The sequence below is a fragment of the Methylobacter sp. Wu1 genome (assembly GCF_036553575.1).
Classification (GTDB): Bacteria; Pseudomonadota; Gammaproteobacteria; order Methylococcales; family Methylomonadaceae; genus Methylobacter.
The window spans coordinates 13,939-39,689 of record NZ_JAZHOC010000079.1; the positions used below are offsets into that span (position 1 = coordinate 13,939).

Here is a 25,751-nt window from a genome sequence, read left to right on the forward strand (position 1 = left end):
TCTTCCGGGACCGGGCGAGCCTTCCTAGGCGATAAGTTCCTTGATGACTTTTCCGTAAACCACGGTCGGACGCTCGGACCGGCCCAGGTTCTTGTAGATGACTTTCAGGTGATCCAGGCCCAGCTGGTTCAGGACCGTCGCGTGCAGGTCATAGGTATCGACTTCCTTGCCTTTTTCAGCCTGCAGGCCGATTTCATCGGTCGAGCCGTAAGTCGTGCCCGCCTTGACGCCGCCGCCCGCCAGCCATTGCGTGTAGCCCCAGGGGTTATGGTCGCGCCCGTCGCCGGACTCGCTCCAGGAGGTCCGGCCGAACTCCGAGGTCCAGACCACCAGTGTGGAATCCAACAGGCCATTGGCTTTCAGATCCTTGAGCAGGCCGGCGATCGGTTTGTCGACGATGCGCGCATGCGTGCTGTGATTCTCCTCGATGTTGGAGTGAGCGTCCCAGTCCCGGCTGTCGCCCTTGATATCCGTCGGCCCGGATACGACCTGGATGAAGCGCACGCCGCGCTCGGTCAGGCGCCTTGCGCGCAGCAACAGTTCGCCGTAAGGTTTCGTGACTTCATCATTAAGCCCGTACAGTTCCTTGACCGCATCGGATTCCTTGCTGTAGTCGACCGCTTCCGGCGCAGTTTCCTGCATGCGATAGGCCAGTTCATAGGATTCAGTGCGCGCCTGAAGCTCTGAATCTTCAGGATAACGGGAACCGTGTTGCTCATTCAGTTTCTTCAGCAAATCCAGAGAATGGCGTTTTTCGGCTACCGCCAGATATTCGGGATTGTTCAGATGCAGAATCGGCGAGTTGCCGGGGCGGAACGGCGTACCCTGATAGACCGCCGGCAGAAAGCCCGAACTCCAGTTGGTTACGCCGCCTCTGGGCTCGCGCTTGTCGTTATAAAGCACCACGTAAGCGGGCAGATTCGGATTGGCGGAGCCCAGCGCATATTGCACCCATGCGCCCAAGGTAGGCCGTCCCGGATTCAGGCCGCCCGAATTCAACTTCAATATTGAAATATCGTGCGTCGCACCGATCGTGACGCTGGATTTGATAAACGCGATATCATCGGCGTGCTGAGCCAGATTGGGCAATAAATCGGAAAACCAGGCGCCGCTTTCACCGTGCTGTTTCCAGGTGCGCTTGGTGGCGATCAATTTGGTAATGCCCCCTTGCGTACTGGTCTTGATGCCTTTCAGGAAAGAGGCGGGCACCCCTGTGCCGGCCAGTTTTATCAGCTCCGGCTTGTAGTCGTAAAGATCCAGCGTGCTGGGCGCGCCGGCCATGTGCAGCCAGATGACCGTTTTGGCCTTGGCCGGGAAGTGCGGCGCTTTGGGCGCCAGGGGGCTGCCGCCTGCCAATGCGCTTACGGCTTCTTCAGCGAACGCGCTGGAGATGACTCCGCCGCCGGGCATCAGGCCGCTCAGCGCCAATCCGCCCAGGCCGTAACCGGTTTTATATAGAAAGTCTCGACGTGACTTGTTTTTCATAATGCAAACCTCTCGTAGATGATGTGTTGTCTTTAAAACCGGTAGATAAACTCGTTCGAATTGACGACCGAATGCACCAGGTCAACAAATGCTGCCGTTCTGACGGGATCGGTCAGTGGTTTGTCTTTCACGCCGATGGGCACGTTGACCTCAAACTTGCCCTTCGATGCTTTTTCCCGGATGACCTTTTCCTGCTCGTCCAGAAAGGCTTGCAGAGCGTCCTTTTCGCTGCTTTCAGGCTCACGGGCGAACAGGATTTCATACAGCCTGTCCAGCTGATCCGATTCATCGTCGCCCGCCTCGTTGATGACGCGGCCCGCCAGCGATTTGGACCAATCGAACACCACTTCACTGTTGAACAGCGTCAGCGCCTGCAACGGCGTGGTCGTCACTTCGCGTTTGCTGTGCGCATCCTGCGGAGAGGCCATGTTGAACGAATCCAGGATCGGGTAAGGCAGGCTGCGCCGGGTAAAGACATACAGGCTGCGGCGGTTATGGTCGTGCTCATCCTTGGACGTTTTCCAGGCCGGATCGCCATTGAAGTTGGCCTCGCCCGTCTTGATCACTTTAGGCAGCGGCGGATAAACGCTTGGCCCGCCCACCTTCTCTTCCAGTTTTCCGGACGCGGCCAGCAACGAATCCCGCACTTGTTCGGCTTCCAGACGCTGACGCGGGAAAACGGCCAGCAGTTTGTTGTCCGGATCGGCCTTGTGCGCCTCTTCGCGGTGATCCGACGACTGCCGGTAGACGCTCGACAACAGGATTTCGCGATGCAGCTTTTTCACGCTCCAGCCGTCCTTGACGAATTTGTCGGCCAGGTAATCCAGCAATTCGGGATGCGTCGGTTTTTGGCCGGCCTTGCCGAAATCGCTGACCGTCGTCACGATGCCGTGCCCGAAATACTGATCCCAGACCCGGTTGACATAGACCCGCGCCGTCAATGGATTGGTCGGGCTGGTCAGCCATTTGACCAGGGCGCTGCGGCGTCCCGATGAGAACGACAGCGGCTTGATGTCGGGCTTCTCGTCGGTAATGGCCGCAGGGAACGCCGGCTGCACTTCTTCCAGAGGCTTCTCGTGATCGCCGCCGGCCAGTACAAAGGTGGGCGGCGCGTCGGGATAACCCAGCTCGGTCATGGCAGAGATCGTATTGGAAGTGGTAGCGGGCTTGAGGTCGTTGAATTTCCTGAGCTGCTTGTTCAGCTTGTCCAACTCGGCCCATTTGTCCGCCAGATCCTTGCTGTAAGTGGCGGGGTCCGAACTTTCGCCTTTCTCTTTAAAGTAGGCCGTCAGGCTTTGCTCGTCCGTGACATTCGTAAGGCGGTGGTTAACCCAGCGATCCAGCGGCGTCCATTGGTCTTTAGGTTTGAAGATGGCTTCCCGGCTGTCGGTCAGATAACGCTCCTTGTGATACTTCAGCGCCGCCTCCCTGGCGGTGTCGATAATCGCTTTCCGTTTGGCGCGAATGTCTTTGGTGGCGGCTTCCCATTTCGCCCATTGCTGCTCGTAGTTGCGTTCGATCTCGCCTTTTTTGGCCGGAATATTGTCGACGGCGTTGATGTTGGCAAAAAACGATTGCAGCGAGTAATAGTCCTTCTGGCTGATCTTGTCGAACTTGTGGTTGTGGCATCTCGCGCACTCCAGCGATTGCCCCAGGACGACCTTGCCTACCGTATCGGTGATGTCGGTGGTGATCTGGTACTTGCGCTGGACCAGGTCGCGCGAGTTACTGTTGTCCGGGAACTGCGCCATAAAGCCTGTGGCGATCAGGGCCTGCTCGTCGCCCGGCCACAGCTCGTCGCCGGCCAGCTGTTCCTGGATGAAGCGGCTGTAAGGCTTGTCCTGGTTGAACGCATGAATGACGTAATCGCGGTAACGCCACATGTTCAGCCGGTCGTTGTCGTTCTGAAAGCCCGTGCTGTCGGCATATCGGGCCAGGTCCAGCCATTTGCGGCCCTGGCGCTCGCCGTATCTGGGCGACGCCAGCAGGCGGTCGACCAGCTTTTCGTAAGCGTTGTCGGATGAGTCGTTGACGAACGCATCGACCTCTTCCGGCGTGGGAATGACACCCCAGACATCCAGCGTGGCGCGTCGGATGAAAGCAGCGCGGTCGGCATCCGCAGACGGCTTGATGTCTTTTTCTTCCAGTTTCTGCAGGATGAAGGCGTCGATCGGCGTCCGTACCCAGGCTTGCTGCTTGACGGTTGGGATGACCGGCGCTTTCACCAGCTGGTAAGACCACAGTTTTGATTTGGACTGCGTAGCTTGCGGCGCGTCAGCCTTGGCGCCCGCGGGCTTCTCGCCCGCCGCCAGGGCATTGCCCGCCATCGCTACCGCAAGACTCCATAAAACGGCAGGATATATTTTCTTTTTCATTGACCTACTCCAAAAATAAAAGGACTTAAAACCTTGCTGGCTCTATCGCCCTAAACGGCCACAGAACTGTGGCCTTACCAGGATTAACGTTTTTCTTCTGTCCCCGACTTACTCGCGTCAGTTATTTTTTCGGAGCCGGCGGCGTGATTTTGGTTATCTTGCCCCCTTCCTCTTCATAGTTTTGCGAGCCTATCGCACCGACGACCGTGAAGCCTTTCTCAGCCAAAAGATCGGCTGAAGCGCCGGCGCGGCCGGCATGATTGGAGACGGTGACAATGTTTCTATCCTTTGGAATAAAAGGCAGCGCACTTTCCAGTTCTTTGGCTTGAATATTTAGATACACCGGAAAACTGCCAATTTTGCTTATCTCGTCTGGACGGCGCACGTCTATGATCAGCAGCTGATCCGGTTTCAACAGCAAGGCGTCTATCTGCGCACGACTCAGTTTCGGGGTTTTGTACTTGTAAGCATGAGCGGCCGGCGCTTCGGCTTTTCCAGCATGGTCATGGCTGGCCGCAAAGGCAACAGGGGCTACAAGGGCCATCAACAACAGCAGGTTTGTTACTTTTTTCATTATTATTTCTCTTAAACAATGTGAATGGTTAAACGCACACGGGCGTGTACGATGATCAAGATTGGTCATGAGCTGTATCGCAACTTCCATGCCAGAGGTGCAGGACCAGCCGGTTTTCGGAGCCAGCCGGTCTGGAAACGTCCTATTTATTGATATGAAGAGAAATTGCGGCCACCGCTCTAGCTTGAGGGCAACTGTAAGTGTTTGCCGACAGCTAAAATAGCGCAGGGAATTGTTGAAATTGCAGCAACCTATCAACATCCCATGTGGCTGGATAAACAACAGTTCCGCTGAGAATCGGGCTCGCAGATGACTTTTGCTTGATGCCGCCCGGTAAGAGATGCCTGCAAATAAAAAAAGGCTCCGGAAATAACCGGAGCCCAGGGGAGTCCGCATCCTTGCGGTGATGCAAAAGCGCGTTAAATTTTGCCGCTCAACTGAACGCCATACCAGAGCGGATAGGGGTTAGGACTGTAACTGTTCCAGCCCTCTTCATGCGTAGCATTGTTAAACAGGTTCTTGACGATAAAGCTTAAGTCCAGCACATTGTTCTTTGTGCCTATGCCGATCGCGGCATCCGTCAGCGATCTTGAATTGACCCAGCCATAGGCTGACAGGTTATCGGCGTTGTTGTAGCCGCTCTGGAAATTGGTATTGACGCTGGTGTGGAACAGATATTTGTCGTAAACCGGTTTGACATATTCCGCGCCTACGGTAAAGCTCCATTTCGAAGCGCCCGGCAGGATCCTGCCGCTCTGATCAATGTAAGGTTCCGGCAGGTACGCCAGCTCTTCCGGCTTGCCGGCATTGTCGTAGTCTATGTACTTGCCGATGTTATAGGCGCCGTTGAAGCGCAGCGACAGGTTCGGAATGCCGTTATACACGCTGTCCAGCTCCACGCCGTGCACGCGCACCTTCTTGACGTTGCCTTGCGCGCTCGTGTAAGCCGTCGGATTGGCCTGCCCGTTGGCGATGTTGATATCGGTCTGAAACTGATCGACGACCTGCACCGTCTGCTGGTAGTTGTGGATATCCATCACAAAGGCGTCGACGTTTAATATCAGCGACTTATCGAGCCAGAACGACTTCAGGCCCAATTCCAGGGCGTGGGTGTTTTCCGGCTTGACATTGCGAGATACGCCGTTGACATTGAGCGCGGAACCCGATTTTTCGCCGTATTGCCAGGACAGATAGGTAGTCAGGTCGTTATTGATCTTGTAGCTGGGCGTCACCTGGGCCGTAAACAGCAGATCCGTGTAAGTGCTCTTGACGGGATTGTACAGCTGCCCGATCTGCTGGCTGCGGAGCCTTTTGGCGGTACCGACCTGATTCTTCTGGGCCTCGGTCAGGCTGTTGTAAGCCTGGCCCGGCGTATCCGTCACGGCAGCGCCAAAGTAGCGGTTGGCCACGCTGTCAGCCAACTTCAACTGGTCCGCGGAGTTGGCGCCCTGCAATTCGCCATTAGTCGCGGAATCAAATCCGCCGAGCTGCACGTCGCGTACCGATACCGGGTTCAGCGCGCCGCCGGCCCCATTCTTCGCTAACTGGACCGTATCCACTGTCCTGCGGTGTTCTTTGGTCACGCGCAATCCTGTGGTTAACGTGAAGGCGTCGGTAAAATGCAGATCGGATTCCCCGAAGATGGAACCGGCATAGGTATGAACCTCGGTGTCGCCTTTTTTACGCGCATCCTGCAAGGCATCCTTGAGCAAAGCCAGCCCCGAACCGCGATTCTCGCCCGCGTTCCTGTCCAGCGTGTTGTACTGCGCGTTGGTGGCCAGCCAGGCGCCCGCGTCTGCCCCCCAGCCTGTCTTTGAAACGATGTCATTGCGGGTCTGGATGCCGAACAGGCCGGCCCGGTAATCGATAAAGCCGCCGGGCTGGTCGATGATCTTGAACTCCTGCGTGTACTGGTTGTAGTTGACGCCGCCGCCGCCATCGAGGTTGATGTCGAAAGGCGTGCCTTCATCGTTATGGGCATCGAAGCTGTAAGAGCGCACGGCGGTATTCGAGCTCAGGCGATGGCCGGCGACATCCCAGTCCAGCTGCACGTAAGCGCCTTTGTTGGATACCGTCTGCCCCTGGTTTTCATTGAAATTGACGGTTTTCCGCTGCTCGCCGCCGATATAATCAGCCCAGGTAAAGCCTCTGTTCTCAAAGTAAGGACGAGGACCGGTAAAAACGCCGGCATTGTTGGTAAAACCGAACAACCTGGCTTTCGCCTGTGTACCGTTCGGGTCCACCAGGCTGCCGTCGGCGAATCGGAAAGGATTGTCATGGTAAAAAGTCAGGCCGTTCTGCAGTTGCGGCTGTCTGGGCTCGAAATCGGCACCCACTCTCGCTTTGAAGTTTTCGCTGGGCGTAAACAGAAACTGCACGCGGCCGCTCAGGCGGTCCTTGTTGTAAAGGCTGTAGTTGTCATCATAGGACTGGGTATAGAATCCCCGGCCCTTGTCGACCAGGAAGGAAATGCGCGTCGCCAGAAAATCATCGATTACGCCGCCGCCCAGGGCGCCCTTCAGAATGAGGGCTTCACGCTGTCCGTAAGCCGCCGAGAGTTCGGCCGTGGGAATGAAGGTCGGGAGCTTGGAATAAACATTGACCTTGCCCGAACTCGCGCTCAAGCCGCCCTCCGTACCTCTGGGGCCGCGGGTGACTTCTACCGCATCGACATCGTAGAAATCGAAGTTGGCAAGCTGCGTCAGCGCATAGCTGACGCCATCGACCGTTACGCCTACGCTGGGGTCCTGGGTTTCCGTGAAAGACCGCTTGCCCACGCCGCGGATCGATAACGAGGCGCCGCGCGTGTTGTTCTGGTTGAACTGGACGTTTGAAGCGCGCCGGGTAATGGCGCCCAGGTCCAGCGACAGCTCGCGATCGAGCTCCTTGCCCGAAACGACCGACACCGACTGTTTGATATTATGCAGCTTTTCAAGCTTGGGCCGCGCGCGTACCACGACTTCGCCCAGATCCTTGGTTTCTTCCGGCTCTGCCTGGGCCACTTCCGTCGCCGGCGCTTCAACAGCAGCGGGCGCTTCAGCGGCAACGGGGGGCGCTGTCCCGGCAGGCGCAGCGGCTGCGCTTTTATTGATCAAATCCTGCTCCCGCTTTTTCGCCGCCGCCAGTTCCTGCGTCAAGCGCTCCACTTCCGCCTGCAGTTCCTGCACGCTTTTTTTCGCATCCGCCGCCTGCACGCCGGATACGGACAACATGGAAACGCCTGTTATCGCCACGGCTATGCTGGAGGATAACTTGCGGCGCGAGCCGATCGCCTGAGGAATAACCGCCTGCCGGACCAAGGCGGTTGAAAATACATCTCCCATTTTGCGTTTCATTACTACCCCATTTCCTTACAAATAAAATTAAAACAGTGCATCGATCCGTGAAGTAATTGTTTTAGCCGCAGCGCATACACAGGCAGCAAGATCCATTTCATTCGTAGCACTGATATATAGATGGCGTTACCCATGCTTTCCGCAACGCTCTCCTGAAAACGCAGATTTCGTGCCATGCAGGCAAAAACAGGGTTTCCTTGTCCTATCCTCTCTCGTGAAACAGGTAGTTGTCTGAATTTAAAAAACTTTATGTCATAACAATGATCCGGGAGGACATCGATTGGCGCTTTCGCCAACACCTTTAGCCGATGCCAACTGTTCTAACATAAGCACCCTGCTGATGGGCTGTTTCTCCAACAGCAACCCATATGAACTGCAGGCATCGCCGGACATTGGCCTGCGGGCTGAAGATTTGCGAACACTCGGATTCTTGGCCGCCTCGATGAAGCGAGTGCCTCTCCCCGTCCTGACTTACGGGCTGGTACGATAGCTGCTACTCGGATTGAAGCTCAGCTCACTGAACACAGCATTCGGCGGCGGGCCTGCATGACTGCGCGTTTTTTGAAGAAACTCAATCCTCGGAACAAGGAAAAATGGACATGAAGATTTTTGATCACAAGCCGGCCAAGACGGCTTTCACTTTATTGGCGGGCGCGCTGGGAACTTGCATTTCCTTGTCCGCGCGGGGAGAACCAAGCATTTTCCCGACCGGCACCCTCCGCTACGATCCTGCCAAGGCTTACAATTCATTCGTGCTGTTTACCGGCGGCGACAAGATTGCCCGCCTGATCGACCTGAACGGCAATCCGGTGCATCAATGGCGCAATGAAAGCTCGCTCATTACCCTGATCGACCCTGCGCTGACGGGCGACGAGCCGGGCCATGTACTGCTGACCCTCGCCACCGAAGAAGGCAACGGCTCCGACCTGGTGCCGGGCCGGGTTGGCCGGCGCGTCTCGAAAACGATCGGCGAACAGGATTGGGAAGGCAGGACCGTCTGGCAGTTCGGCGAAAAAGCGCCGGGCGGCCGGGCGCAGCAACATCATGACTGGGCCAGGCTGCCGAACGGCAACACCCTGGTGCTCGCCAACCTCGTTCATCCGGTTCCCGGCTTCGCGCAGCCCAATGTGCTCGACGATGTGGTCTACGAAGTCAACCCGGAAGGCGAAATTGTATGGACGTGGCAGGCTTCCGACCACATCGGGGAATTTGGCTTTACGCCGGAGGAGCTGAAACTGGTGAAGGAATCCAAAAATGCCGATTACCTGCATCTCAACAATTTGAAGGTCATCGGCCCCAACCGCTGGTACGATGCCGGCGACCGGCGCTTTCATCCTGACAACCTGCTGATCGACTCCCGCAATGCCAACTTTATCGCCATCATCGACAAGCAGTCCGGCCAGGTCGTCTGGACGCTGGGTCCCCATTATCCCGCCATCGGCGAATCCGGCATCGACGTCAGCCGCAAAACGCCGCGCCCCGTGGATCAGATCAGCGGCCAGCACGATGCCCATATCATTCCGGCCGGGCTCCCTGGCGCCGGCAATCTGCTGGTCTTCGACAACCAGGGCGAAGGGGGCTATCCGCCCGCGGCGCTGACCGTGACCGGCGGCTCGCGGATACTGAAGATAGATCCGGTCAAAAAGGAAATCGTCTGGCAGTACACGGCCGAGGATTCCGGCCGACCCGGCTGGAGCTTCCGCAGCGCCCATATCAGCAACGCGCGCCGTTTGCCGAACGGCAACACCTTCATCGATGAGGGCGAGGTCGGCCGGTTCTTCCAGGTCACGCCTGCCGGCGAGATCGTCTGGGAATACATCAATCCCTACCCAAGCCGCAACAAAGACCGGCAAACCGGGCGCGAAATCGTCAATTACCAGGTTTACCGCGCCCAGCCCGTGCCCTACGAGTGGGTTCCGGCCGGAACGCCGCATGCCGAGAATGCCGTGATCCCGCCCGATCCCAGCCAGTTTCATCTGCCGGCGGTAAAATAACCGCCCTGCCCCATGGATTGAATAGCCATGGGGCATGATTCCATCGGATACGCGATACCCTATAGGTTATTGAGCTGATGTTACGCATGAATCGATCTATGTTCTGTTTTAGTGTTACTGCGACCCTTACGGCACTTGTACTCCCGGAAGGTATTGGTTAAGGCAGTAAAGCTACGAGAGTAAATACCAACGGTAAGCGCGCCAGGCGCATTCGGATCTGCCGTGTAGGTGCGAATTCATTCGCACTGCCTATATATCTCAGGTGTCCCGGGTCGAATGAATTCGACCCTACAACTGCGTAACATCAGTTATCGAGTAATCAAAGCTAAGCCCCGTTGCGCCTCAGGAAGCAGGCTATCAACAAAAAAGCTTGTAAATTGATGCTCAGGAAGCAGTTGCGTCCGGTCCCCAATACCTCGATTTTGTCAGAGTCCGATTATTTGTCTGAGCCCTACGTGTAATTACCTACTTTTAAAACAGTTGTTTGAAAAATTCCGTCGGTGGATTTTTCACATTGGGCTTGATCTGGCATGGAAGATGCGAAAGCCAATCGATCTTTGTGCTGATCAGGAAGCAAAGCCGGGCGCAAAAAGCACTTGAGGCTGATGCCCGGACAACAGTCGAGAAACAGAGAGGCAGTCACAACAACGCCGGTTCTCCAGCGAATGAAATCCCCCTGTTTACGGCAGTCGGCGCTTTTATGCATCCGATCTGACATGAAGCAAACAAAACCAAAACATTTATAAATGACAAGTGGGGAAGTAGATGGGGATCGATAGATTAGGCCGGCTGCCGATTATAAGCAAAAGCCTGAAACAGCCGCCTGGGAGCAGGATTGAAAAGCGGCTTTTGTCCGCCAAAGTATTTGGCATTCTAAGGGAAAACACATTGCCAACCAAAGTAGCGGCTTGGCACCGGGCAAGCCTGAACGGACCGGTAATGTTTATGGCGGGAGCTTGCCTGCTGATGCCGGGCCATGGCTTCGCTCAAGCTATCTCCGGCGATCCCGCCGCTGAAATAGCGCGTTTAAAGCAGAAATTGGCAGCAAGCGAGAAGGAGAATGCACGGCTAAGGGCCTTGACCAACGAGAACGCTCCTGCCGATACGGCAAATGCCGGCACACCTCCCCTTCAGCCAACGCCGGCAAAAGGCGCTGTTTCTGCAGCGGCGGCAGAACTTGAACAGGAAGCTGTCGAACCTAAAAACCTGTCGGAAGTAGTAGTGACTTCGCGGCGCAAAGAAGAAAAACTTCAGGACGTGCCGATCCCGATTACCGTGCTGGGAAACAAAAATATTGAACGCGACAGGACTTATGATATTCAGGATCTGACCAAACGTGCGCCCGGCGTTACGGCGACCACCCCCAACGGCAGACGGACCGGTATTTCGATACGCGGCATCGGCAAGGCCAGCGGCAATGACAGTATGGAGCCCGCGGTTGGCGTGATGGTGGATGATGTTTTCATGAGCCACGTCGGCATGTCCTATCAGGACTTTACCGATCTGGACCGGATTGAAGTGTTGCGGGGGCCGCAAGGGACCCTGATGGGCAAGAACACGACCATAGGCGTGATCAACTATACCAGCAAGGCGCCCGGCTTTATTCAACAGGGCTTTGTTGAAGGCGAGGTCGGCGGCAATCAACAGACTGGCGTATTGCCCGGCGCATTTAAAGCCAGAGCGTCTTACAGCAATGGGATAGTCGACGATTTACTGGCATTTCGCGCTTCGGCGTTTATCAATACGCAGGACGGCGACCTGCATAATATCAATCCCGAAGGCGGCACCTACAACGAACGTAAACGCTACGGCGGCCGCTTGCAGTTCCTGCTGACGCCGAGTGAAGCGCTGCGATTCAGGCTGAACATCGATTACGCCGAAGCACACGAAAACAGCAACGTTAAACCGAAAATGTTCGAGCCGGCGACTTTTCTCAACGGTTCGCCCAGAACCAATACCTTTACCAGCCGGATTTCCCGGGGCTATTTCAATGGTTATCAGCCCATCATCGGCGACGAGGCCTGGAACAAAATCGATATAGGCCAGGCTCAGCCGCTGCCTACCATTAACGGCGGCGTTTCCGGAAAACTGGATTGGGATATTGGGCCGGGTACATTGACATCGGTGTTGGCTTATCGCGAATTTCACTTCGATGCCAAAAACGATAGTGAAGAAACCAGGTTCGATATCGCCAGAGGCGGTACAAAAGTCGATACCAGGCAGTATTCCGAGGAGCTGCGCTATGCCTGGTCGCCGTTCGATTGGCTCGATACCCAGAGCGGCTTGTTTCTGATGCATACTGAAACCGATTCCACCGGCAGAAACTTGTATGGCGTGGATGCCGGGGCTTTTTATGCCAGTAATAAACAATACGACGCGTTAATAAACAGTAATGTCGGTTTGCTGCGCAGTTCTTTGAATAATGTCTTCGTCAAGACCAACACCACGCCATCCACCGACAGTATTGCGTTATTCGAGCAGGTCAACTGGCATATCACAGACAAAGCCACGCTGACTTTGGGCATCCGCGAAACCTTCGAAAGCAAGAACAACAGTATCGAGAAAACCGCTACCTTTTATGACGGCTCGCCATTGACTTCAACCGGCAACGCCACGGCAGACGCCATCCGCGAGGCACGAGTCGCGCAGACTTACGGCCGGCAGTCCGGCAACCGCATCGATGAATGGTCAACCTCCTGGCTGGCCAATCCCAGCTATAAAATCAACAAAGACGTCATGGTCTATGCGTCGGCCGCCGGCGGGCAAAAATCCAGTTCGGTACAGTTTAATAATTCCGATGGCTCGAATGTCTATGTAAAACCGGAAAAATCGCTGGATTTCGAGTTGGGGCTGAAAAGTTTGCTGCTCGATAAATCGTTGATGTTCAATATCAATCTCTACCACACCACGATTACCGATTATCAGGCTACCACCAGTATTCCCGATGCGACTCAGCAAACCGGTTACCGTTCGGAATTGGGCAATATTCCCGAGATTACCGCAATGGGGGTTGAAATCGATTCCGCTTATTACGCAAATCCCTGGTTGACGTTCAGCTTCGGCGGCGCCTACAACCATGCCCGTTATACCGACTGGAGCACCGCGACTTGCCCGGCGGAGATCCCCACTTCGGTACAGGCGGTCTGCGATTTTACCGGCAGGCAGGTGGGCGGCGCGCCTGACCTGACCGGCATCTTTGGCGTGGACTTGCACAAGCCGCTGGGATTTGCCGGATTGACCGAGCACGCCTGGGTCAACTCGGTCGTGCGCTCGTCGCAGAATCTTGAAGCGCAACTATCGTCATTTGGCAAGCAGGACGCTTATCAAGTCACGGACGTCGGCATCGGTCTATTCACTGGCGGCAAAATCAGGTACGAAATCAATCTGGTGGCCAATAACGTGTTCGATACCCAGTACACCACCAGCGTCAATGATTACAGCAATACCTATCCGGTCGGTTACGACGGCATCGGTGCCCGCCGCTATGTCGGGCTGGTATTGAATTCGAAGTTCTAACTGATGTTATGCGGTCAGTTGAATTCAGGTTTGGCTAAAGGCGAGTTCCTTTCTTTTAACAACCTGTGTAGGCTGGGTTGGAGCTTTAGCGGAAACCCGGCAGGGGCGGCTTTGAAAAGCTGGGCTTATCAACCCAGCCTAGCCGTCTATTTATTCATGGCTTTCAGTTTTACGAAAGAAACCGGCAGGGGCTCCACCGGCACCCGCTCCTGCTGAGGCAATCCGAATCGGCCGGCATCGAACCAGCGCGTGTTGCTCAACCACAAGCCCTGGAATTCGGCGCCGTGTTCCCGGTTGACAATGACGGTTTTCTGCCGGCGCGCGTCCATGAAGACGAGCCGGTTGTCCGGCCCGATCCAGGTTTTCAGCAGCGCCTGAAAATCCTGGCTGTGTAGCAGATCCGGGTTGTGCCGCAGGATGGGGCGCAGGTAATCATGGGCGGCATGCCAGCTGTCGGAACGCCCCTGCACCCGGCACTCGATATCCAGCGTGCCGTTGTGCACCATGTAAACATCGGGCGTCACCCTGAAAGGATGCGTATTGGCGGCCGTGATGTCGCCCCGCGTGCGCAGCCGCAAATGAATGACGCATTCCTGATCGCCCACGCTTCTGTAAGCCCGGTGCAATGCGTTAAAGCAGGTTGTGCGCCGCCGCTTGACGTTAACCCAGCTCGACCCGCCGAAAGCCATCAGACCGAATCCGTCGGGGTTATGCTCGGCAGCTGACCGCAGCAGGTCTACAGGCACCTTGGCATGCCTCGGCTTATGTATGATCAGACACATAGGCTAATTCTCATGGATCGTCTATACATCAATGATTCAGGCTCAAATTCATGAATAGGCTCAGCAAAGCGCGGCCGCTAGGAGGCCGCCGGAAAATGAAACATGCGCCTGTTGAACGGGTCTTCCTGATGAGCCAGACCCAGATTTTCTCTCAGCGTTACCCCTTCGTACTCGGTACGGAACAGGCCCCGGCGCTGCAATTCGGGAATGACCAGATTGACGAAATCGTCCAGGCTGCCGGGCAGGCAGGGCGGCATGATGTTGAACCCGTCGACAGCGCCGCTGACGAACCAGTCTTCCAGTTGATCCGCGATGGATGCCGGCGTGCCTATCATCGCCTGCTGAAACCCTGCGCCGGCAGCGCCCGTGTAATAAGGCCTGTCAGCCTGCGACCGAAGCATTTCATATTTGTCGCGGGCCTCGCGCTCGGTCCTGCCGATCACCGGAAGCACGGCCGATAGGATTTTGGTCTGTTCCGGCGAACGCCCGTATTTGATTAACTTGCCTTTCAGCTTCGAATGGAAGGCTTTGGCGGCTTCGAGCGCGTGCTGCGCAGTGAACACCAGATCGGCTGTCTGTGCGGCCAATTCCACGGCGGCATCCGATACCCCTGACTGAACCATAACGGGGCAGCCATGATAAGACGCCGCTATATCACCCGCCCTGTGAGCTGAGCAGTTTTGCAGATCGTAAACGTAAGCTTCATGTTTCCAGCTATCCCAAATGCTCGCGAGAACATCAAGATATTGGCCGGCGGTCTCGAAATGCGCTCTGTATTCGATCTGATTGTATAGGCTGGGGTACTTGGATTTGGCATTGTCGGGAATCGAAATAAGATTGCAGCCGGCGCGGCCGCCACTGATATGATCGAGCGACGCGAATTTACTGGCCAGATTGTAGGGGTCGGCATGGGCAATGGAAGCGGTTGCGATAAGGCCGATGCATTCAGTGGCGTGAGAGAGTGTTGTCAACAGCGTGACAGTCTCGAAATGATCCACCGGACTGGTTAGATCTAAGGCTTCATTATTGCTTGCGGACAGATCCGCGGTATCGGCAAGGAATAGGGCATCGAATTTGCCGCGCTCGGCTGTTTTGGCGATCCGGATATAATGCGTCAAATTCAATTCTGCGTATTCAGATGCTTCATTATGGCGCCAGGCCGCCAGATGGCGACTGTCGCCAGGCAGGAACACGCTCAACTTCAGCCGTTTTTTTTCGCTTCTCGTTACACTCATGACTGGCTCTACCTTCGTTATAGCAATGCTTCTATGGAGCAATGCAATGGCTGTGCCATTGTTCTGGGCAGATCAGGCAGCGCCGGCAGGGCGATTGATAGAGTCTTGTTGCTGTTTATGCAGCACCTGCTGGTACAGTGCTGTTGTTGTAAAAGCAGAGCTGGAGAATCACGGCAGACCCTGTGGGGGTGACTTCAGTCGCCTCTTGGCTCTGAAATGGGCGACTGAAGTCGCCCCCACAGGTTTTTAAAATAGCTTTTTAATACACTGATGGCCGCCGTAGGGTCGAATTCATTCGACCCGGAACAGCCGAGATAGACAGGCAGTGCGAATACCCCCAAGGGGCACAAGTACCCGCAAAGGGCACAAGTAAATTCGCGCACTACAGGTCCAGATTCTCCTTTTCTCGAAGAGGAAAAGGCACAAAGCGATTATAGAGCCCGATCAGCGCTTCTCAATCACTTCAGTCTTCAGGACATCGAACGCATCGAAGGCAATATTCAGACTGAGCCTCAGATTGATGATGCTGGCAATGGCGGTGCTGGCAAAAATACAGATCATGATGGCGATCTGGTATTTCACCGCGATCCAGGGCTCGCTGCCGCCCAGGATCTGACCGGTCATCATGCCGGGCAATGAAACCAGTCCCATAGTGGCCATACCGGCGATGGTCGGATTGAGGGCGGCCTTAATGGCGGCGCGGAAGTAGGGCCGGACGGCTTCCCAGCGGTTCGCGCCCAGCATCAGGAAAGTCTCGTATTCCTGCTCGTTTTTCCGCAAGGCGGAATAGAACCGTTCCAGCGCGATGACATTGCCTTGCAGGCAATTGCCCAGAATCATGCCGGCCAGCGGCACGATGTAGCGTGCGTCGTAATAAAGCGCCGGCTGGATCACCAGCATCACCAGATAAGCGGTGGATACTATGACGCTGGAGGCAATGGCCGTCAAAGTGGCCAAAAAGAAATAGCGCGCCTTGAGCCCTGCGCGCTGCAGGATGCTCAAATCGGCGACCATCAGCATCAGCAGTATCCATAAGCCGTTGAGCCAGGGATTATTCAGGTCGAACAGCGCTTTCAGATAAATCCCGACCAGGGATAACTGAACAGTCATGCGCAAAATGCTGATGCCGATATCCCGGCTCAGGCGAAGGCCTATCAACCAGAGCAGCAGCCAGGGCAGCAGACAGAGGCCGTACAGCAGTGCCATCCGGGGGAGAGTGATATCCAGTGTTTCCATTGCGGTTTACCTAACTGATGTTATGCAGTCAGTTGAGATTTAATTAAAGTGTCGCTGGCGCGACGGATTATTTTAATCGGGTTCTCGCACCCGAGAGCGAGTTACTTTCTTTTGCGTCGCCTCGGCAATTGCTCCTGCATTGCTCTACCTCCTGCATCCATGCAGTCGAAAAGAAAGTAACCAAAGAAAAGGCGACCCGGTTGCCGCTTGTTTCCTGTGCTCCTCACTTTCGACGAGGGTTGCCAGAAGGGCCATCCTTGGCCCTCAGGGGCGCTGCATCCATGCAGCGCCCCTGAGGGCTGTTCTCGACGAAAGCTGCGGTGCTCGGCGCGGCAAACGGGAAAAGGTGCCTATCGTAACATCAGTTACCTAATGCAGTTCAGGGCTTTTCGGTACACCGCAAGTCCGGAAAGGTACGCGATGCGTACCCTACAAAGATGGGGAGACTCCAAATGTTGGGTTTATCAACCTAGCCTACCGCCGCCAAAAGCTGCGGTGCTCGGCACGGCAAACGGAATAGGGCGCAAACCAACATCAGTTACCTAATGCAGCCTGTGTAGGCTGTAGCAGGACGGGGCATGTTGCCCCGTCCGAAACGTTCAACACTTGGTTGTTCAATCTCCAAATTCAGGAACTTAATGCAGTCCTGACGAGCCTATTGACGCATCAAACCCGGCGCGCCCTCGACGACTTATCAAACGCCCTTCTTCAATTTCGAAAACGAGATCACAGCGTTCGATCCAGTCGGGGTCGTGAGCGACCGATAAAACTGTCAAACTGGCATCGGAAAAAACCTCGAACACCGCTTGTTTGCTTGCCGCATCCAGCGCGCTGGTCACTTCGTCCAGCAGGTAAATACTTTTGCCCAGCAGCAGGCCGCGCGCCAGCGCAATCCGCTGTTTTTCCCCGCCGGAAATACGGCCGCTGTCCTGGCGCAAAATATCTGCGGGCAAATGCAAACGCTGCAATACGTCCATGATCTGCGCTTCCGTGGGCTTATGGCCATGATGGGATTTAAACTGGAAAGGCAGCAGCAGCGCTTCCCTTACGCTTTCAGCGCCCAGTATCGGCTCCTGTCCTATATAGGCAATGCGGCTTCGAACGGCCTGAACCGATGCGGCATCAAGCGGTTTTCCCTGAAAGCGGATCATGCCCTGAGTCAGCGGCAGCAAGCCCAGCAAAGCCCTCAGCACACTGCTCTTGCCGGATCCGGACTTGCCGCATAACACGGCTTTTTCGCCGGCAAAAAGATCAAAGCTGATCTCCGACAGCAGCGTTTTTTCATGGATGCGGACCGACACGCGGTCAAATTGAATGATAGGGGGCATTATGTGTAAAAATCCGATTTAATCCTGCAATCGTTCAACGCTGAGAAAGAGCGACGTTCGCAATGTGAGGCATCATAGCATCGGATGAAGAATAATCGTCTTCCATTTCTTCGGGTCTGCCCGCCGAATATCGCTTAAGTAGATTTCGTGGTGCTTTCCGGCTCGGCCGGTCAGCGAATCGATGAACTCATGAACGCGGCGGATCGTCGGTCCTTCTTCGGAGAATGGGCCAACATGCAGCACTTGCGCGCAGCGGCCTTCGCAGAAGGTTTCCAGGCGCAGCCTGGAAATGCCTGGAAGATTTTTCTTTTTCCGAGCTTCGGCAATGGCCGACTCGACAATGTCGTTTTCTACAAAGGACGGCTGCATGATCATCATCGTCCACTTCCACTTGGCCTTATCATTGGCCGCGAAAGCGGACATGTCATCCGCCCACCAAAGCCCTTCGAGCGGCATCACCGCATAGTCAAGTTTCCGCGGCCCTTTCTTGAGCATGAACTTAGCCGTGTAGGACACAGAGAACAAGGCCTCTACGGCCTGCGCATATTCCTGTGATGTGTTTGGGTCGCCTTCGCCGTCGACCATGAGGAACGTGAAGGCTGGCACTTCAACCTGAACGACTTCCTTGGCGGATGGCTGGTACAGATGCTTCAGTTCTTTTCTGAGGTCGATTTTTTCCATGGGGCTTCCTGATGACGACTAGAGTAAAGCTCAGCAGCCGAAAAACCGCGCAGCGGTTGAATGGGCGGCTGAAGCGCCTTGTTGGGCAGTTTCATTGCCAAAAACGTAACAACCATGCGGAGATTGCCACTAATACAAGGACTATTGAAACCACTTTTTCCTTCTTGCTTGCAGAAGTGATGACTATTCCTAGTTGTGCTGCGACGATGATGATCAAAAGCAGGAGTGTGAATATCGTTCTATTACCAGCGCCATCATCAGCCGGTAATGCCGAAATTGATGGATCTATTTCTTGCATCCATGCGTACTTATTGGTCGGCATAGCAATAAAGGCAAGAAATCCACATGCAAACAGCAGGTGCGCAAAAACGCTTGCTATCACTTTCATTGGAGCCCCCGATTATTTGAGAAGACTTGTAACTCGGGGCCAGAGTTTAACAATGAAATCGCCATAGCTCGTAGAATGCACTGAACACAGTGACGCGCATCGATCGCGAACGATGCGGTTCGTACCTCACCGCATCCTACCTCGCTAGCATCAGATTAAAGCCCAAGTTAGGCGAGTTCATATTTGACAAACTCCTGTGCTGCTTCGATTAACTCGCGAATTTTTTCGTAGGAGCAATCTCCGTGTGTGAGTGGTTTTCCATTCATGGATATATCTATTACAACTCCCGACCATTCAACCGGCAAACGTGATTTTTCGTCTGGATTGAAATTGAACTTCATCTCATGAGACCAACAATTTCTCAGTATTCTCCAAAACTGAAACCAAGATTGCGATTTCAGCAAAGACAGCTGGTTTGTGCTGTGGCAATAGTACTTTGTGAGCGGGAATAATTCCTTAATTGCTGCCCTATGTGCGGAAGCGTATAACTCTTCTGTGGCAATCCTTAACGCTATGTCATCATCTACAAACTGTTCAATGTCAGGAAACAACCCTGAAATACCCTTGTCATCATTTTTTATTATTTCTCTATGTAACTCTTTGAATACTCGCGGAATATCAGGATACGACCACATGATCAGGCAAGCGTAAGTAAGCTTTATATGATTCAGCTTTGTTCGATACAACCCCAAAATATGAGCTTTGTCCATCAGATATTTTCGTCTAACAAGTGATTAAATAGTTTCCACATGCCTTCTGATTCTGGAAGATATACAGAAAGATGAATTTCAAATAGATAATTCCACAGCCTGTGCAGGGCGGAATAGGATATTCCCGTATTCCCCCAAAGGCAACCGATGCACTGTTGCAGAAGACGCACCGCTTCAGCGTTTTATGTTTATCCAGCAACAATCAATGCGCATTAGCTGTTTATTTTGCTTGCGATACAAAAGCTTGGAACATGGCATAACAATTGATTATTGAATATTGCACAGCTGACAGCACATCAAAATCTGCTGAAAATGCTCCCGGACTCTGCGGACTTTCTCCAGAATAGCTGGCAATGCCTGACTCAGAGCATGACTGTCAGGGATTGGCTCAATCAAGATTCAATAGAGGTCATATGAAAAAGAATTCGTCATCTCTTGCTTTCCATTTATCTGCTGCCGTCATGACAGCCGCGGCGCTGCAGGCTTCCGCCGATACCGTCACCGACTGGAACGAATACACGATTCTGGCCACCAAGGGCGCCACTTCGGCCATAACAGGCAATGCCGGCATCGCGCTGAACACAAACGTCGCCACGCGCATTGAAGCCATCGAAGCCCGAGCTGTGTTCAATGCCGTCAACGCCATCAATCGTTTCAGCCCTAACAGCTATTATTACCATGCCGGCTCGACTCCGGCAGGACTGACGCCGCATTCGGCGGAAGCGGCAGCGGCGCAGGCCGCGCACGACGTATTGCTCGGCACGCTGCCGAATAACGCGGCCTGGACATCCACGCGCGCCTGGCTGGACAGTCAGCTGGTGAGCGATCTGGCGGCTTTGGGCGTCAGTGATGCCGATCCCGGCATCGCCACAGGCCGGGCGGCGGCGCAAGCGGCCATCGCTGCCAGAACCGGCGATTTTTCGGCGATCAGGACAACCTATACACCCTCAACCAATCTGTCCGTCTCCCCAGCGGGGACTGTCGTCCCGAACGCCGACGGCAATCCCGGCGCGGGGCTGTGGCGGCCCAGCAATGGCGGGGCCGGCGTCATCGATCCGGTTACCGGCGCGCCTACCGGCTTCGATGCGCAAGGCGCCATCCTGCCCGCGGCGTCCATCGACTTCAACTGGAAGAACGTCAAGCCGTTCAGCCTGAGCACGCTGGAAAAACAGCAACTCGCTGCCGCCGTCCCGCCTTCGCTTGAAATAGGCAGCGAGGAATATAACGCCGAGCTGGCTTTCGTGCAGAGCCACGGGCAGGATTCCGCACATCCCGGCAGCCGCACGGAAGACCAGACTTTACAGGCGTTGTACTACAAATCGGACGCCGAGCTCTTCACTAACGAAGCCGCGCGCATCGCCTCGTTAAGGCGCGGATTGACGCTGAATGAAAACGCCCGTCTGTTCGCGGCATTGGACAATGCCCTGGCGGATGCGCGCATTGCCGCCTGGCAATCCAAATACGATCTGGTCTTCTGGCGGCCAATCACGGCGCTGAACGCCGATGCAGCCGGCAATGTGGCCAGCTATGACTGGAAGCCCCTGGCGTCCACGCCTCCGCACCCTTCCAGCACCGCCGGCCACAGCACCACCGTCGCGGCAGGCGCCGAAATACTGCGGGCTTTCTTCAAAACGGACAAGATCGATCAGACCGGCGCATCCGTCAGCCTCACCACGATTCCCTGGCTGATCAGCACGAACAACGGCACGGGCCGCACCAATCCGTTGCTTAACGGCAGCGACGCGACCACGCGGGAAGTTTCAACCTTCTCCCAACTGCAGCTGGAGAACGGGCAGAGCCGGGTTTATCTGGGCATCCATTTTGGCAATGACAACTATCAGGGCCAGACGCTCGGTCTGGCGGTAGCCGATGCGATCATTAAAAGCAAAACGGACCCGGCAGCGTCAGGGTTGAGCGTTTTTGAAGGCGGACGGGATATTCCTACGGCTAAACGCCTGAGATCGATACTCATCGCCGATTCCGCCAACTCGGGATTCTTCGGCCTCACTGATGACAAAGAGCATGGCGAGAACCATTAACCCGAAGGCATGATAAGGGCTGGGCGTTTTTCTCAGGTTTGTGGAAAAGCGCCCAGCACTGCTATTCAGGAAAGATTGTGCAAAGCCTTGATTCGGCAATAGGCCAGATTTGCGGCTTTGCGCACGTCCGGGTCCGGATCGCTTGCAGCCTCAAACAGCGGATCGATCGATGCCGGATCGGCAATTTCCCCCAAAGCTAGCGCGGCCTCTTTGCGCAAGTTGCTGACAGGCTCAAAGAGCAAACCGCACAACGCCGCCACGGCGCCGCCCTCTCTGAGCCGTCCAAGACTGTGAGCGGCCTTGAGGCGCACCTGCCAGTGGCTGTCATGCAAAGCGGCAATCAAGGCGGGCGCAAGTTCCTGTAGCCCTAGCTTTCCAGTTACGGCAGCCGCAGTCTCGCGTACCTGCCAGTCCGAATCAGCCAGCGCCGATTGCACGGCGCTGCTTACTAAAGCCTCGGCTGAAAAGCCTATCGCCCCGACGGCGGCTCGCCGCACTTCGGCATCGGGATCGTTTGTTGCTAGCACGACCATCTGCGGCAGGGCCGGATGGGCTTTTAACCAGCCCAGCACGGCTACGGCTTCTCGACGGACACTGGCGTCCTCATCCGATAAGCCCTTGAGCGCAGGCCGCGTTGCCTCGGGCAGGCGCAGTTCGCGCAGCGCCCGGAAAATCGCGGCGCGGACGCCGGCATCGGCATTGTCTGCCTGTTCCAGCAGCAATGCACCGATCGCTGGATTTTTAACGGCGCTCAGCGATTGGGCCGCGGCTTCCCGTACCGCGGGTTCAATATCTTCCAAAGCGCTCAACAGCCCAGCCACTGCCTCCGGACTATCTTGGGCCTCCAGCGCTTTTGCAGCTTCCAGACGCACTTCCTTGGCTGGATCTTCTAGCGCGGCGATTAATAGGGGTTCGGCGGAATCCAGGTCCATTTCATCCAGCAGTGACATCAGCGCCACACGGCGCACGACGAGATCGGCATGGGAAAGACGATCAGTTAATGCAGAGTCCATGGCAGTCACCGTAACAGATAGGGAATATCCACCTTAATGGCCTGAGTCGGGCAGTCCTTCTCGCAAGGAAGGCAATACCAGCACTCGTCGTATTTCATGCCGGCCTTGCCCGTTGCCGGGTCTATGGCCAGCACGTCCAGGGGACAAACATCGATGCATACTGTGCAGCCTTTGTCGGCTATGCAAGCGTCCAGATTCACTTTGACCGGAAAATCGATATCACTAAACGCCATGGTGTTCTCCTGATGAACTCGTTTGTCGGGGTTGAATGCGCAACTGCTGGTAGACTTTCTTTTCGGTTTCCTCCAGCTCGACCAGATAAGGCTCCAGCGCCCGCTTGAACACCTGCATGTTGCCGCTGCGGTCTTTCTTCACCTGAACATGCGCCTGCCAGTCCGCCTCATTGCGCTCGGGATAGTCCTGCCGGTAATGGTAGAGTCCCCAGCGGCTTTCCGTGCGGAACAACGAGGCCCGAGCCGCCATTTCGGCGCAGTCCAGAATAAAGCCGACTTCGGCGGCCCGCATGAGTTCATGCGGGTTCGACACGGCCATTTTTTGCAGATCGGCGCGGATGTCTTCAAAGCGCCTGAGGCCGATTTCCATGCGCCGCGCCACTTTCGGCGGCTGCAGGTAGTCATTCACCAACCGGCGCAACTTGAATTCAACCTGAGCCGGGGAAAGCCCCTGCCCGCGCGTGAGCGGCGCGAAAATGCGCTGGCGCTCGGCTTCCACTTGCTGCGCGTCAATGGCTGCAAATTCCGTAGCGGCGCAGTAATCGGCCGCCGATTCGCCGGCCAGCCGGCCGTACACGAAAGCGCCCAGCATATAATTGTGCGGCACGCAGGCCAGATCGCCCGCCGCATACAAGCCCGGCACCGTAGTTTCGGCGCGCTCGTTGACCCATAAGCCAGAGGCGCTATGCCCGCTGCACAAGCCGATTTCGGAGATGTGCATTTCGACCATGTCGGTCCGGTAATCGGTGCCGCGCCCCTGATGAAAGCGGCCGCGGCTGGGCCGTTCGTTGCCGTGCAGGATGGTTTCGATGCTGGCGACGGTTTCCTCGGCCAGATGGTTGAGCTTCAGGAAAACCGGCCCCTTGCCGCCCGCCAGTTCCTGATAGAACTCCTGCATCATCTGCCCGCTCCAGTAATCGGACTCGATGAAGCGCTCGCCCCGGGCATTGGCCGTATAGCCGCCCATGGGGCCGGTGACGTAGGCGCAGGCAGGGCCGTTGTAATCCTTGATCAAGGGGTTGATCTGGAAGCATTCGATGCCCGACAGCTCCGCACCGGCGTGATACGCCATACTGTAGCCGTCGCCGGCGTTGGTAGGGTTTTCATACGTGCCGAATAAATACCCTGACGCCGGCAGACCCAAACGCCCTGCCGCGCCGGTGCACAGAATCACCGCTTTGGCGCGGATGACGGTATAAACGCCCGTGCGGCAATCAAAAGCCAGCGCCCCTGCGGCCCGTCCGTCAGGCCCTGTCAGAACGCGCGTCGCCACTAAGCGATTGGTGATGTCCACGCGCGCCTGCTTCAGTTTGCGGTACAGCACTTTCTTGATGTCGTGCCCTTCCGGCATGGGCAGGACGTAGGTTCCCATGTGATGAACCTTTTTGACGGCGTAGTCGCCGTTTTCATCCTTCTCGAATCTGACGCCCCAGCTATCCAGCTCTTCGATCATAGCGTAGCTGTTTTCCGCATAGGCGAACAGCGTCTTCTGGTTGACGATGCCGTCATTGGCGACCGTGATTTCCCTGACATACTGCTCCGGGGTGGCGTAGCCCGGAATGACGGCATTGTTGAGGCCGTCCATGCCCATCGAGATGGCGCCGCTGCGTTTGACATTGGCTTTTTCCAGCAGCAGCACTTTCAGCGCCGGATTTTTCTGCCTGGCTTTGATGGCGGCCATAGGCCCTGCCGTGCCGCCGCCGATGACCAGGATATCGACTTCTATATTCTGAGTTTCCATAAGGGGTAATAAGCCTTTCTAAAGTTCGAGTTTCAGCAGCCGTTCGGCATTCCTGAACAGCACGTTGTCCAGTACCTGTTCATGCAGGCCCAGCGTCAGAAAGTCATCGACCGTCTGGCGCATGGCCCGGAAAGGATACGACGTCCCGAACAGCAGCTGGTCGCGCATGAAGCCATTGGCGGCGCGGACATACAAACTGCCGCCGGGCTGGAAAATATACATATCCGGAACGACGTAGACGTTTTCATAGCGAAACGCGACGCCTATCATTTCGTTCACGTACGGATAGAAGCCGTGGTAGCAGACAATCGGCAAACGGGGAAACGCGCGGGCAACCCCGCCCACCGCGGCCGGATTGGCATGTTCCAAATTCGGCGTTGTCGGACCGGACATCAGAAAAACCGGGATGCCCAGCTGATCGCAGGCATCATAAACCGGATAAAGGGAAGGATCGTCCGCCTTGAGCGCAGTGTTGCCGAACCCCGGCTCGATATTGATGCCGGCCAACCCGAGCTGTCTGACGGCGCGCTCGATTTCATCAAGCGCATTCGGTTTCTGTGGATCGACCGAGGCGATGCCGATAAGCTCTTTATGGGGCGCCGTGATTTCCAGAATCCGGTCATTGGCAATCGACAAGGCCGGCGTATCGCGCCCGACCACGACCGCCGCCGCAATGCCCGCCTCGCGCACTTCCTCGACAAACGCATCGACTGTCCGCGAGCGGATAAAATGCGCGTCGTTTTTCGATCCCACGCGCCGGTTCAGCCATCTGGCTGTTTCGTATTCGGCCGTCCCGGGCGTTGCGCCGTAAAAGTCATGCAGAAACGAGGGCCGGCTGCGCATATCAATTATTTTTCTTTTCATATCTGTCTCAATTCGAAATTAACCGGGGGCTAATGCCCATCTTAAGTTTTATAAATTCTTTAACTGATGTTACGCAGTAAGTTGAATTCAGATCGGTTTGGCAAAGTGTCGCTAGCGCGACGGCTTTATTTAATCGGGTTTATCGCACCCGAAGGCGAGTTACTTTCTTTTGCGCGGCCAAAAGAAAGTAACCAAAGAAAAGGCCGCCCGGTTGCCGCTTGT

The 25,751-nt window shown here is 55.6% G+C and carries 18 protein-coding genes; 3 read left to right on the forward strand and 15 right to left on the reverse strand.

Going from position 1 to position 25,751, the window contains the following annotated elements; all coding sequences use genetic code 11:
* Positions 1-24: 24 nt before the first annotated feature.
* From V2P20_RS18815 to V2P20_RS18830, 4 genes are all read right to left on the reverse strand, one after another.
* A complete protein-coding gene (locus tag V2P20_RS18815; protein ID WP_331821064.1) occupies positions 25-1,485 on the reverse strand; it encodes a DUF1501 domain-containing protein in 1,461 nt (486 codons plus the stop codon).
* Between the two features lie 32 nt (positions 1,486-1,517).
* Positions 1,518-3,860: a DUF1549 and DUF1553 domain-containing protein gene (locus tag V2P20_RS18820; RefSeq protein ID WP_331821066.1), complete on the reverse strand. Its 2,343-nt coding sequence runs from the start codon at positions 3,858-3,860 to the stop codon at positions 1,518-1,520.
* Between the two features lie 121 nt (positions 3,861-3,981).
* A complete protein-coding gene (locus V2P20_RS18825) occupies positions 3,982-4,434 on the reverse strand; it encodes a rhodanese-like domain-containing protein (protein ID WP_331821068.1) in 453 nt (150 codons plus the stop codon).
* 419 nt (positions 4,435-4,853) lie between these two features.
* Positions 4,854-7,769: a TonB-dependent receptor plug domain-containing protein gene (locus V2P20_RS18830; RefSeq protein WP_331821070.1), complete on the reverse strand. Its 2,916-nt coding sequence runs from the start codon at positions 7,767-7,769 to the stop codon at positions 4,854-4,856.
* A 599-nt stretch (positions 7,770-8,368) separates the two neighbouring features.
* Here V2P20_RS18830 and V2P20_RS18835 point away from each other — a divergent pair.
* Positions 8,369-9,763 carry an aryl-sulfate sulfotransferase gene (locus tag V2P20_RS18835; protein WP_331821072.1) on the forward strand — a complete coding sequence of 465 codons (1,395 nt, stop codon included), beginning with the start codon at positions 8,369-8,371 and terminating at the stop codon, positions 9,761-9,763.
* A 945-nt stretch (positions 9,764-10,708) separates the two neighbouring features.
* Complete coding sequence (locus tag V2P20_RS18840; RefSeq protein WP_331821074.1) at positions 10,709-13,279, forward strand: TonB-dependent receptor; 2,571 nt, start codon at positions 10,709-10,711, stop codon at positions 13,277-13,279.
* Positions 13,280-13,425: 146 nt separating this feature from the next.
* On the opposite strand, the gene V2P20_RS18845 is transcribed toward V2P20_RS18840, so the two are convergent.
* From V2P20_RS18845 to V2P20_RS18875, 7 genes are all read right to left on the reverse strand, one after another.
* Entirely contained in the window at positions 13,426-14,061 is a 636-nt protein-coding gene (locus tag V2P20_RS18845; RefSeq protein ID WP_331821076.1) for a class II glutamine amidotransferase, read from the reverse strand.
* Positions 14,062-14,138: 77 nt separating this feature from the next.
* The gene (locus V2P20_RS18850; RefSeq protein ID WP_331821078.1) at positions 14,139-15,296 is read right to left on the reverse strand and encodes an LLM class flavin-dependent oxidoreductase; all 1,158 of its coding nucleotides are present in this window, start codon (positions 15,294-15,296) and stop codon (positions 14,139-14,141) included.
* 444 nt (positions 15,297-15,740) lie between these two features.
* Positions 15,741-16,532, reverse strand: a complete 792-nt coding sequence (locus V2P20_RS18855) for an ABC transporter permease (protein WP_331821080.1) — start codon at positions 16,530-16,532, stop codon at positions 15,741-15,743.
* 635 nt (positions 16,533-17,167) lie between these two features.
* Entirely contained in the window at positions 17,168-17,860 is a 693-nt protein-coding gene (locus V2P20_RS18860; RefSeq protein ID WP_331821082.1) for an ATP-binding cassette domain-containing protein, read from the reverse strand.
* A 72-nt stretch (positions 17,861-17,932) separates the two neighbouring features.
* Complete coding sequence (locus V2P20_RS18865; RefSeq protein ID WP_331821084.1) at positions 17,933-18,541, reverse strand: GyrI-like domain-containing protein; 609 nt, start codon at positions 18,539-18,541, stop codon at positions 17,933-17,935.
* A 91-nt stretch (positions 18,542-18,632) separates the two neighbouring features.
* Positions 18,633-18,929 (reverse strand): hypothetical protein, encoded by a 297-nt coding sequence (locus V2P20_RS18870; protein ID WP_331821086.1) that lies wholly within the window; start codon positions 18,927-18,929, stop codon positions 18,633-18,635.
* 167 nt (positions 18,930-19,096) lie between these two features.
* On the reverse strand, positions 19,097-19,639 hold the full coding sequence (locus V2P20_RS18875) for a hypothetical protein (protein ID WP_331821088.1): 543 nt from the start codon (positions 19,637-19,639) through the stop codon (positions 19,097-19,099).
* 413 nt (positions 19,640-20,052) lie between these two features.
* On the opposite strand from V2P20_RS18875, the gene V2P20_RS18880 reads away from it, so the two are divergent.
* The gene (locus V2P20_RS18880) at positions 20,053-21,678 is read left to right on the forward strand and encodes a vanadium-dependent haloperoxidase (RefSeq protein ID WP_331821090.1); all 1,626 of its coding nucleotides are present in this window, start codon (positions 20,053-20,055) and stop codon (positions 21,676-21,678) included.
* A gap of 65 nt (positions 21,679-21,743) precedes the next feature.
* On the opposite strand, the gene V2P20_RS18885 is transcribed toward V2P20_RS18880, so the two are convergent.
* Genes V2P20_RS18885 through V2P20_RS18900 form a run of 4 tightly spaced genes read right to left on the reverse strand, consistent with a single transcriptional unit; the run spans position 21,744 to position 25,529 of the window.
* Positions 21,744-22,691: a HEAT repeat domain-containing protein gene (locus tag V2P20_RS18885; protein WP_331821092.1), complete on the reverse strand. Its 948-nt coding sequence runs from the start codon at positions 22,689-22,691 to the stop codon at positions 21,744-21,746.
* A 5-nt stretch (positions 22,692-22,696) separates the two neighbouring features.
* On the reverse strand, positions 22,697-22,924 hold the full coding sequence (locus tag V2P20_RS18890; RefSeq protein ID WP_331821093.1) for a ferredoxin family protein: 228 nt from the start codon (positions 22,922-22,924) through the stop codon (positions 22,697-22,699).
* Complete coding sequence (locus V2P20_RS18895) at positions 22,914-24,665, reverse strand: fumarate reductase/succinate dehydrogenase flavoprotein subunit (RefSeq protein WP_331821095.1); 1,752 nt, start codon at positions 24,663-24,665, stop codon at positions 22,914-22,916. The genes V2P20_RS18890 and V2P20_RS18895 overlap by 11 nt, the downstream gene beginning before the upstream one ends.
* A gap of 18 nt (positions 24,666-24,683) precedes the next feature.
* Entirely contained in the window at positions 24,684-25,529 is an 846-nt protein-coding gene (locus tag V2P20_RS18900) for an amidohydrolase family protein (RefSeq protein WP_331821097.1), read from the reverse strand.
* Positions 25,530-25,751: the final 222 nt, after the last annotated feature.

Coding starts and splice junctions, on each gene's coding strand:
- V2P20_RS18890 (WP_331821093.1), bottom strand. CDS start 22,924: ATGGCGTTTAGTGATATCGATTTTCCGGTCAAAGTGAATCTGGACGCT.
- V2P20_RS18855 (WP_331821080.1), bottom strand. CDS start 16,532: ATGGAAACACTGGATATCACTCTCCCCCGGATGGCACTGCTGTACGGC.
- V2P20_RS18850 (WP_331821078.1), bottom strand. CDS start 15,296: ATGAGTGTAACGAGAAGCGAAAAAAAACGGCTGAAGTTGAGCGTGTTC.
- V2P20_RS18860 (WP_331821082.1), bottom strand. CDS start 17,860: ATGCCCCCTATCATTCAATTTGACCGCGTGTCGGTCCGCATCCATGAA.
- V2P20_RS18845 (WP_331821076.1), bottom strand. CDS start 14,061: ATGTGTCTGATCATACATAAGCCGAGGCATGCCAAGGTGCCTGTAGAC.
- V2P20_RS18870 (WP_331821086.1), bottom strand. CDS start 18,929: ATGAAAGTGATAGCAAGCGTTTTTGCGCACCTGCTGTTTGCATGTGGA.
- V2P20_RS18875 (WP_331821088.1), bottom strand. CDS start 19,639: ATGGACAAAGCTCATATTTTGGGGTTGTATCGAACAAAGCTGAATCAT.
- V2P20_RS18830 (WP_331821070.1), bottom strand. CDS start 7,769: ATGAAACGCAAAATGGGAGATGTATTTTCAACCGCCTTGGTCCGGCAG.
- V2P20_RS18835 (WP_331821072.1), top strand. CDS start 8,369: ATGAAGATTTTTGATCACAAGCCGGCCAAGACGGCTTTCACTTTATTG.
- V2P20_RS18880 (WP_331821090.1), top strand. CDS start 20,053: ATGAAAAAGAATTCGTCATCTCTTGCTTTCCATTTATCTGCTGCCGTC.
- V2P20_RS18865 (WP_331821084.1), bottom strand. CDS start 18,541: ATGGAAAAAATCGACCTCAGAAAAGAACTGAAGCATCTGTACCAGCCA.
- V2P20_RS18895 (WP_331821095.1), bottom strand. CDS start 24,665: ATGGAAACTCAGAATATAGAAGTCGATATCCTGGTCATCGGCGGCGGC.
- V2P20_RS18820 (WP_331821066.1), bottom strand. CDS start 3,860: ATGAAAAAGAAAATATATCCTGCCGTTTTATGGAGTCTTGCGGTAGCG.
- V2P20_RS18815 (WP_331821064.1), bottom strand. CDS start 1,485: ATGAAAAACAAGTCACGTCGAGACTTTCTATATAAAACCGGTTACGGC.
- V2P20_RS18900 (WP_331821097.1), bottom strand. CDS start 25,529: ATGAAAAGAAAAATAATTGATATGCGCAGCCGGCCCTCGTTTCTGCAT.
- V2P20_RS18840 (WP_331821074.1), top strand. CDS start 10,709: ATGGCGGGAGCTTGCCTGCTGATGCCGGGCCATGGCTTCGCTCAAGCT.
- V2P20_RS18885 (WP_331821092.1), bottom strand. CDS start 22,691: ATGGACTCTGCATTAACTGATCGTCTTTCCCATGCCGATCTCGTCGTG.
- V2P20_RS18825 (WP_331821068.1), bottom strand. CDS start 4,434: ATGAAAAAAGTAACAAACCTGCTGTTGTTGATGGCCCTTGTAGCCCCT.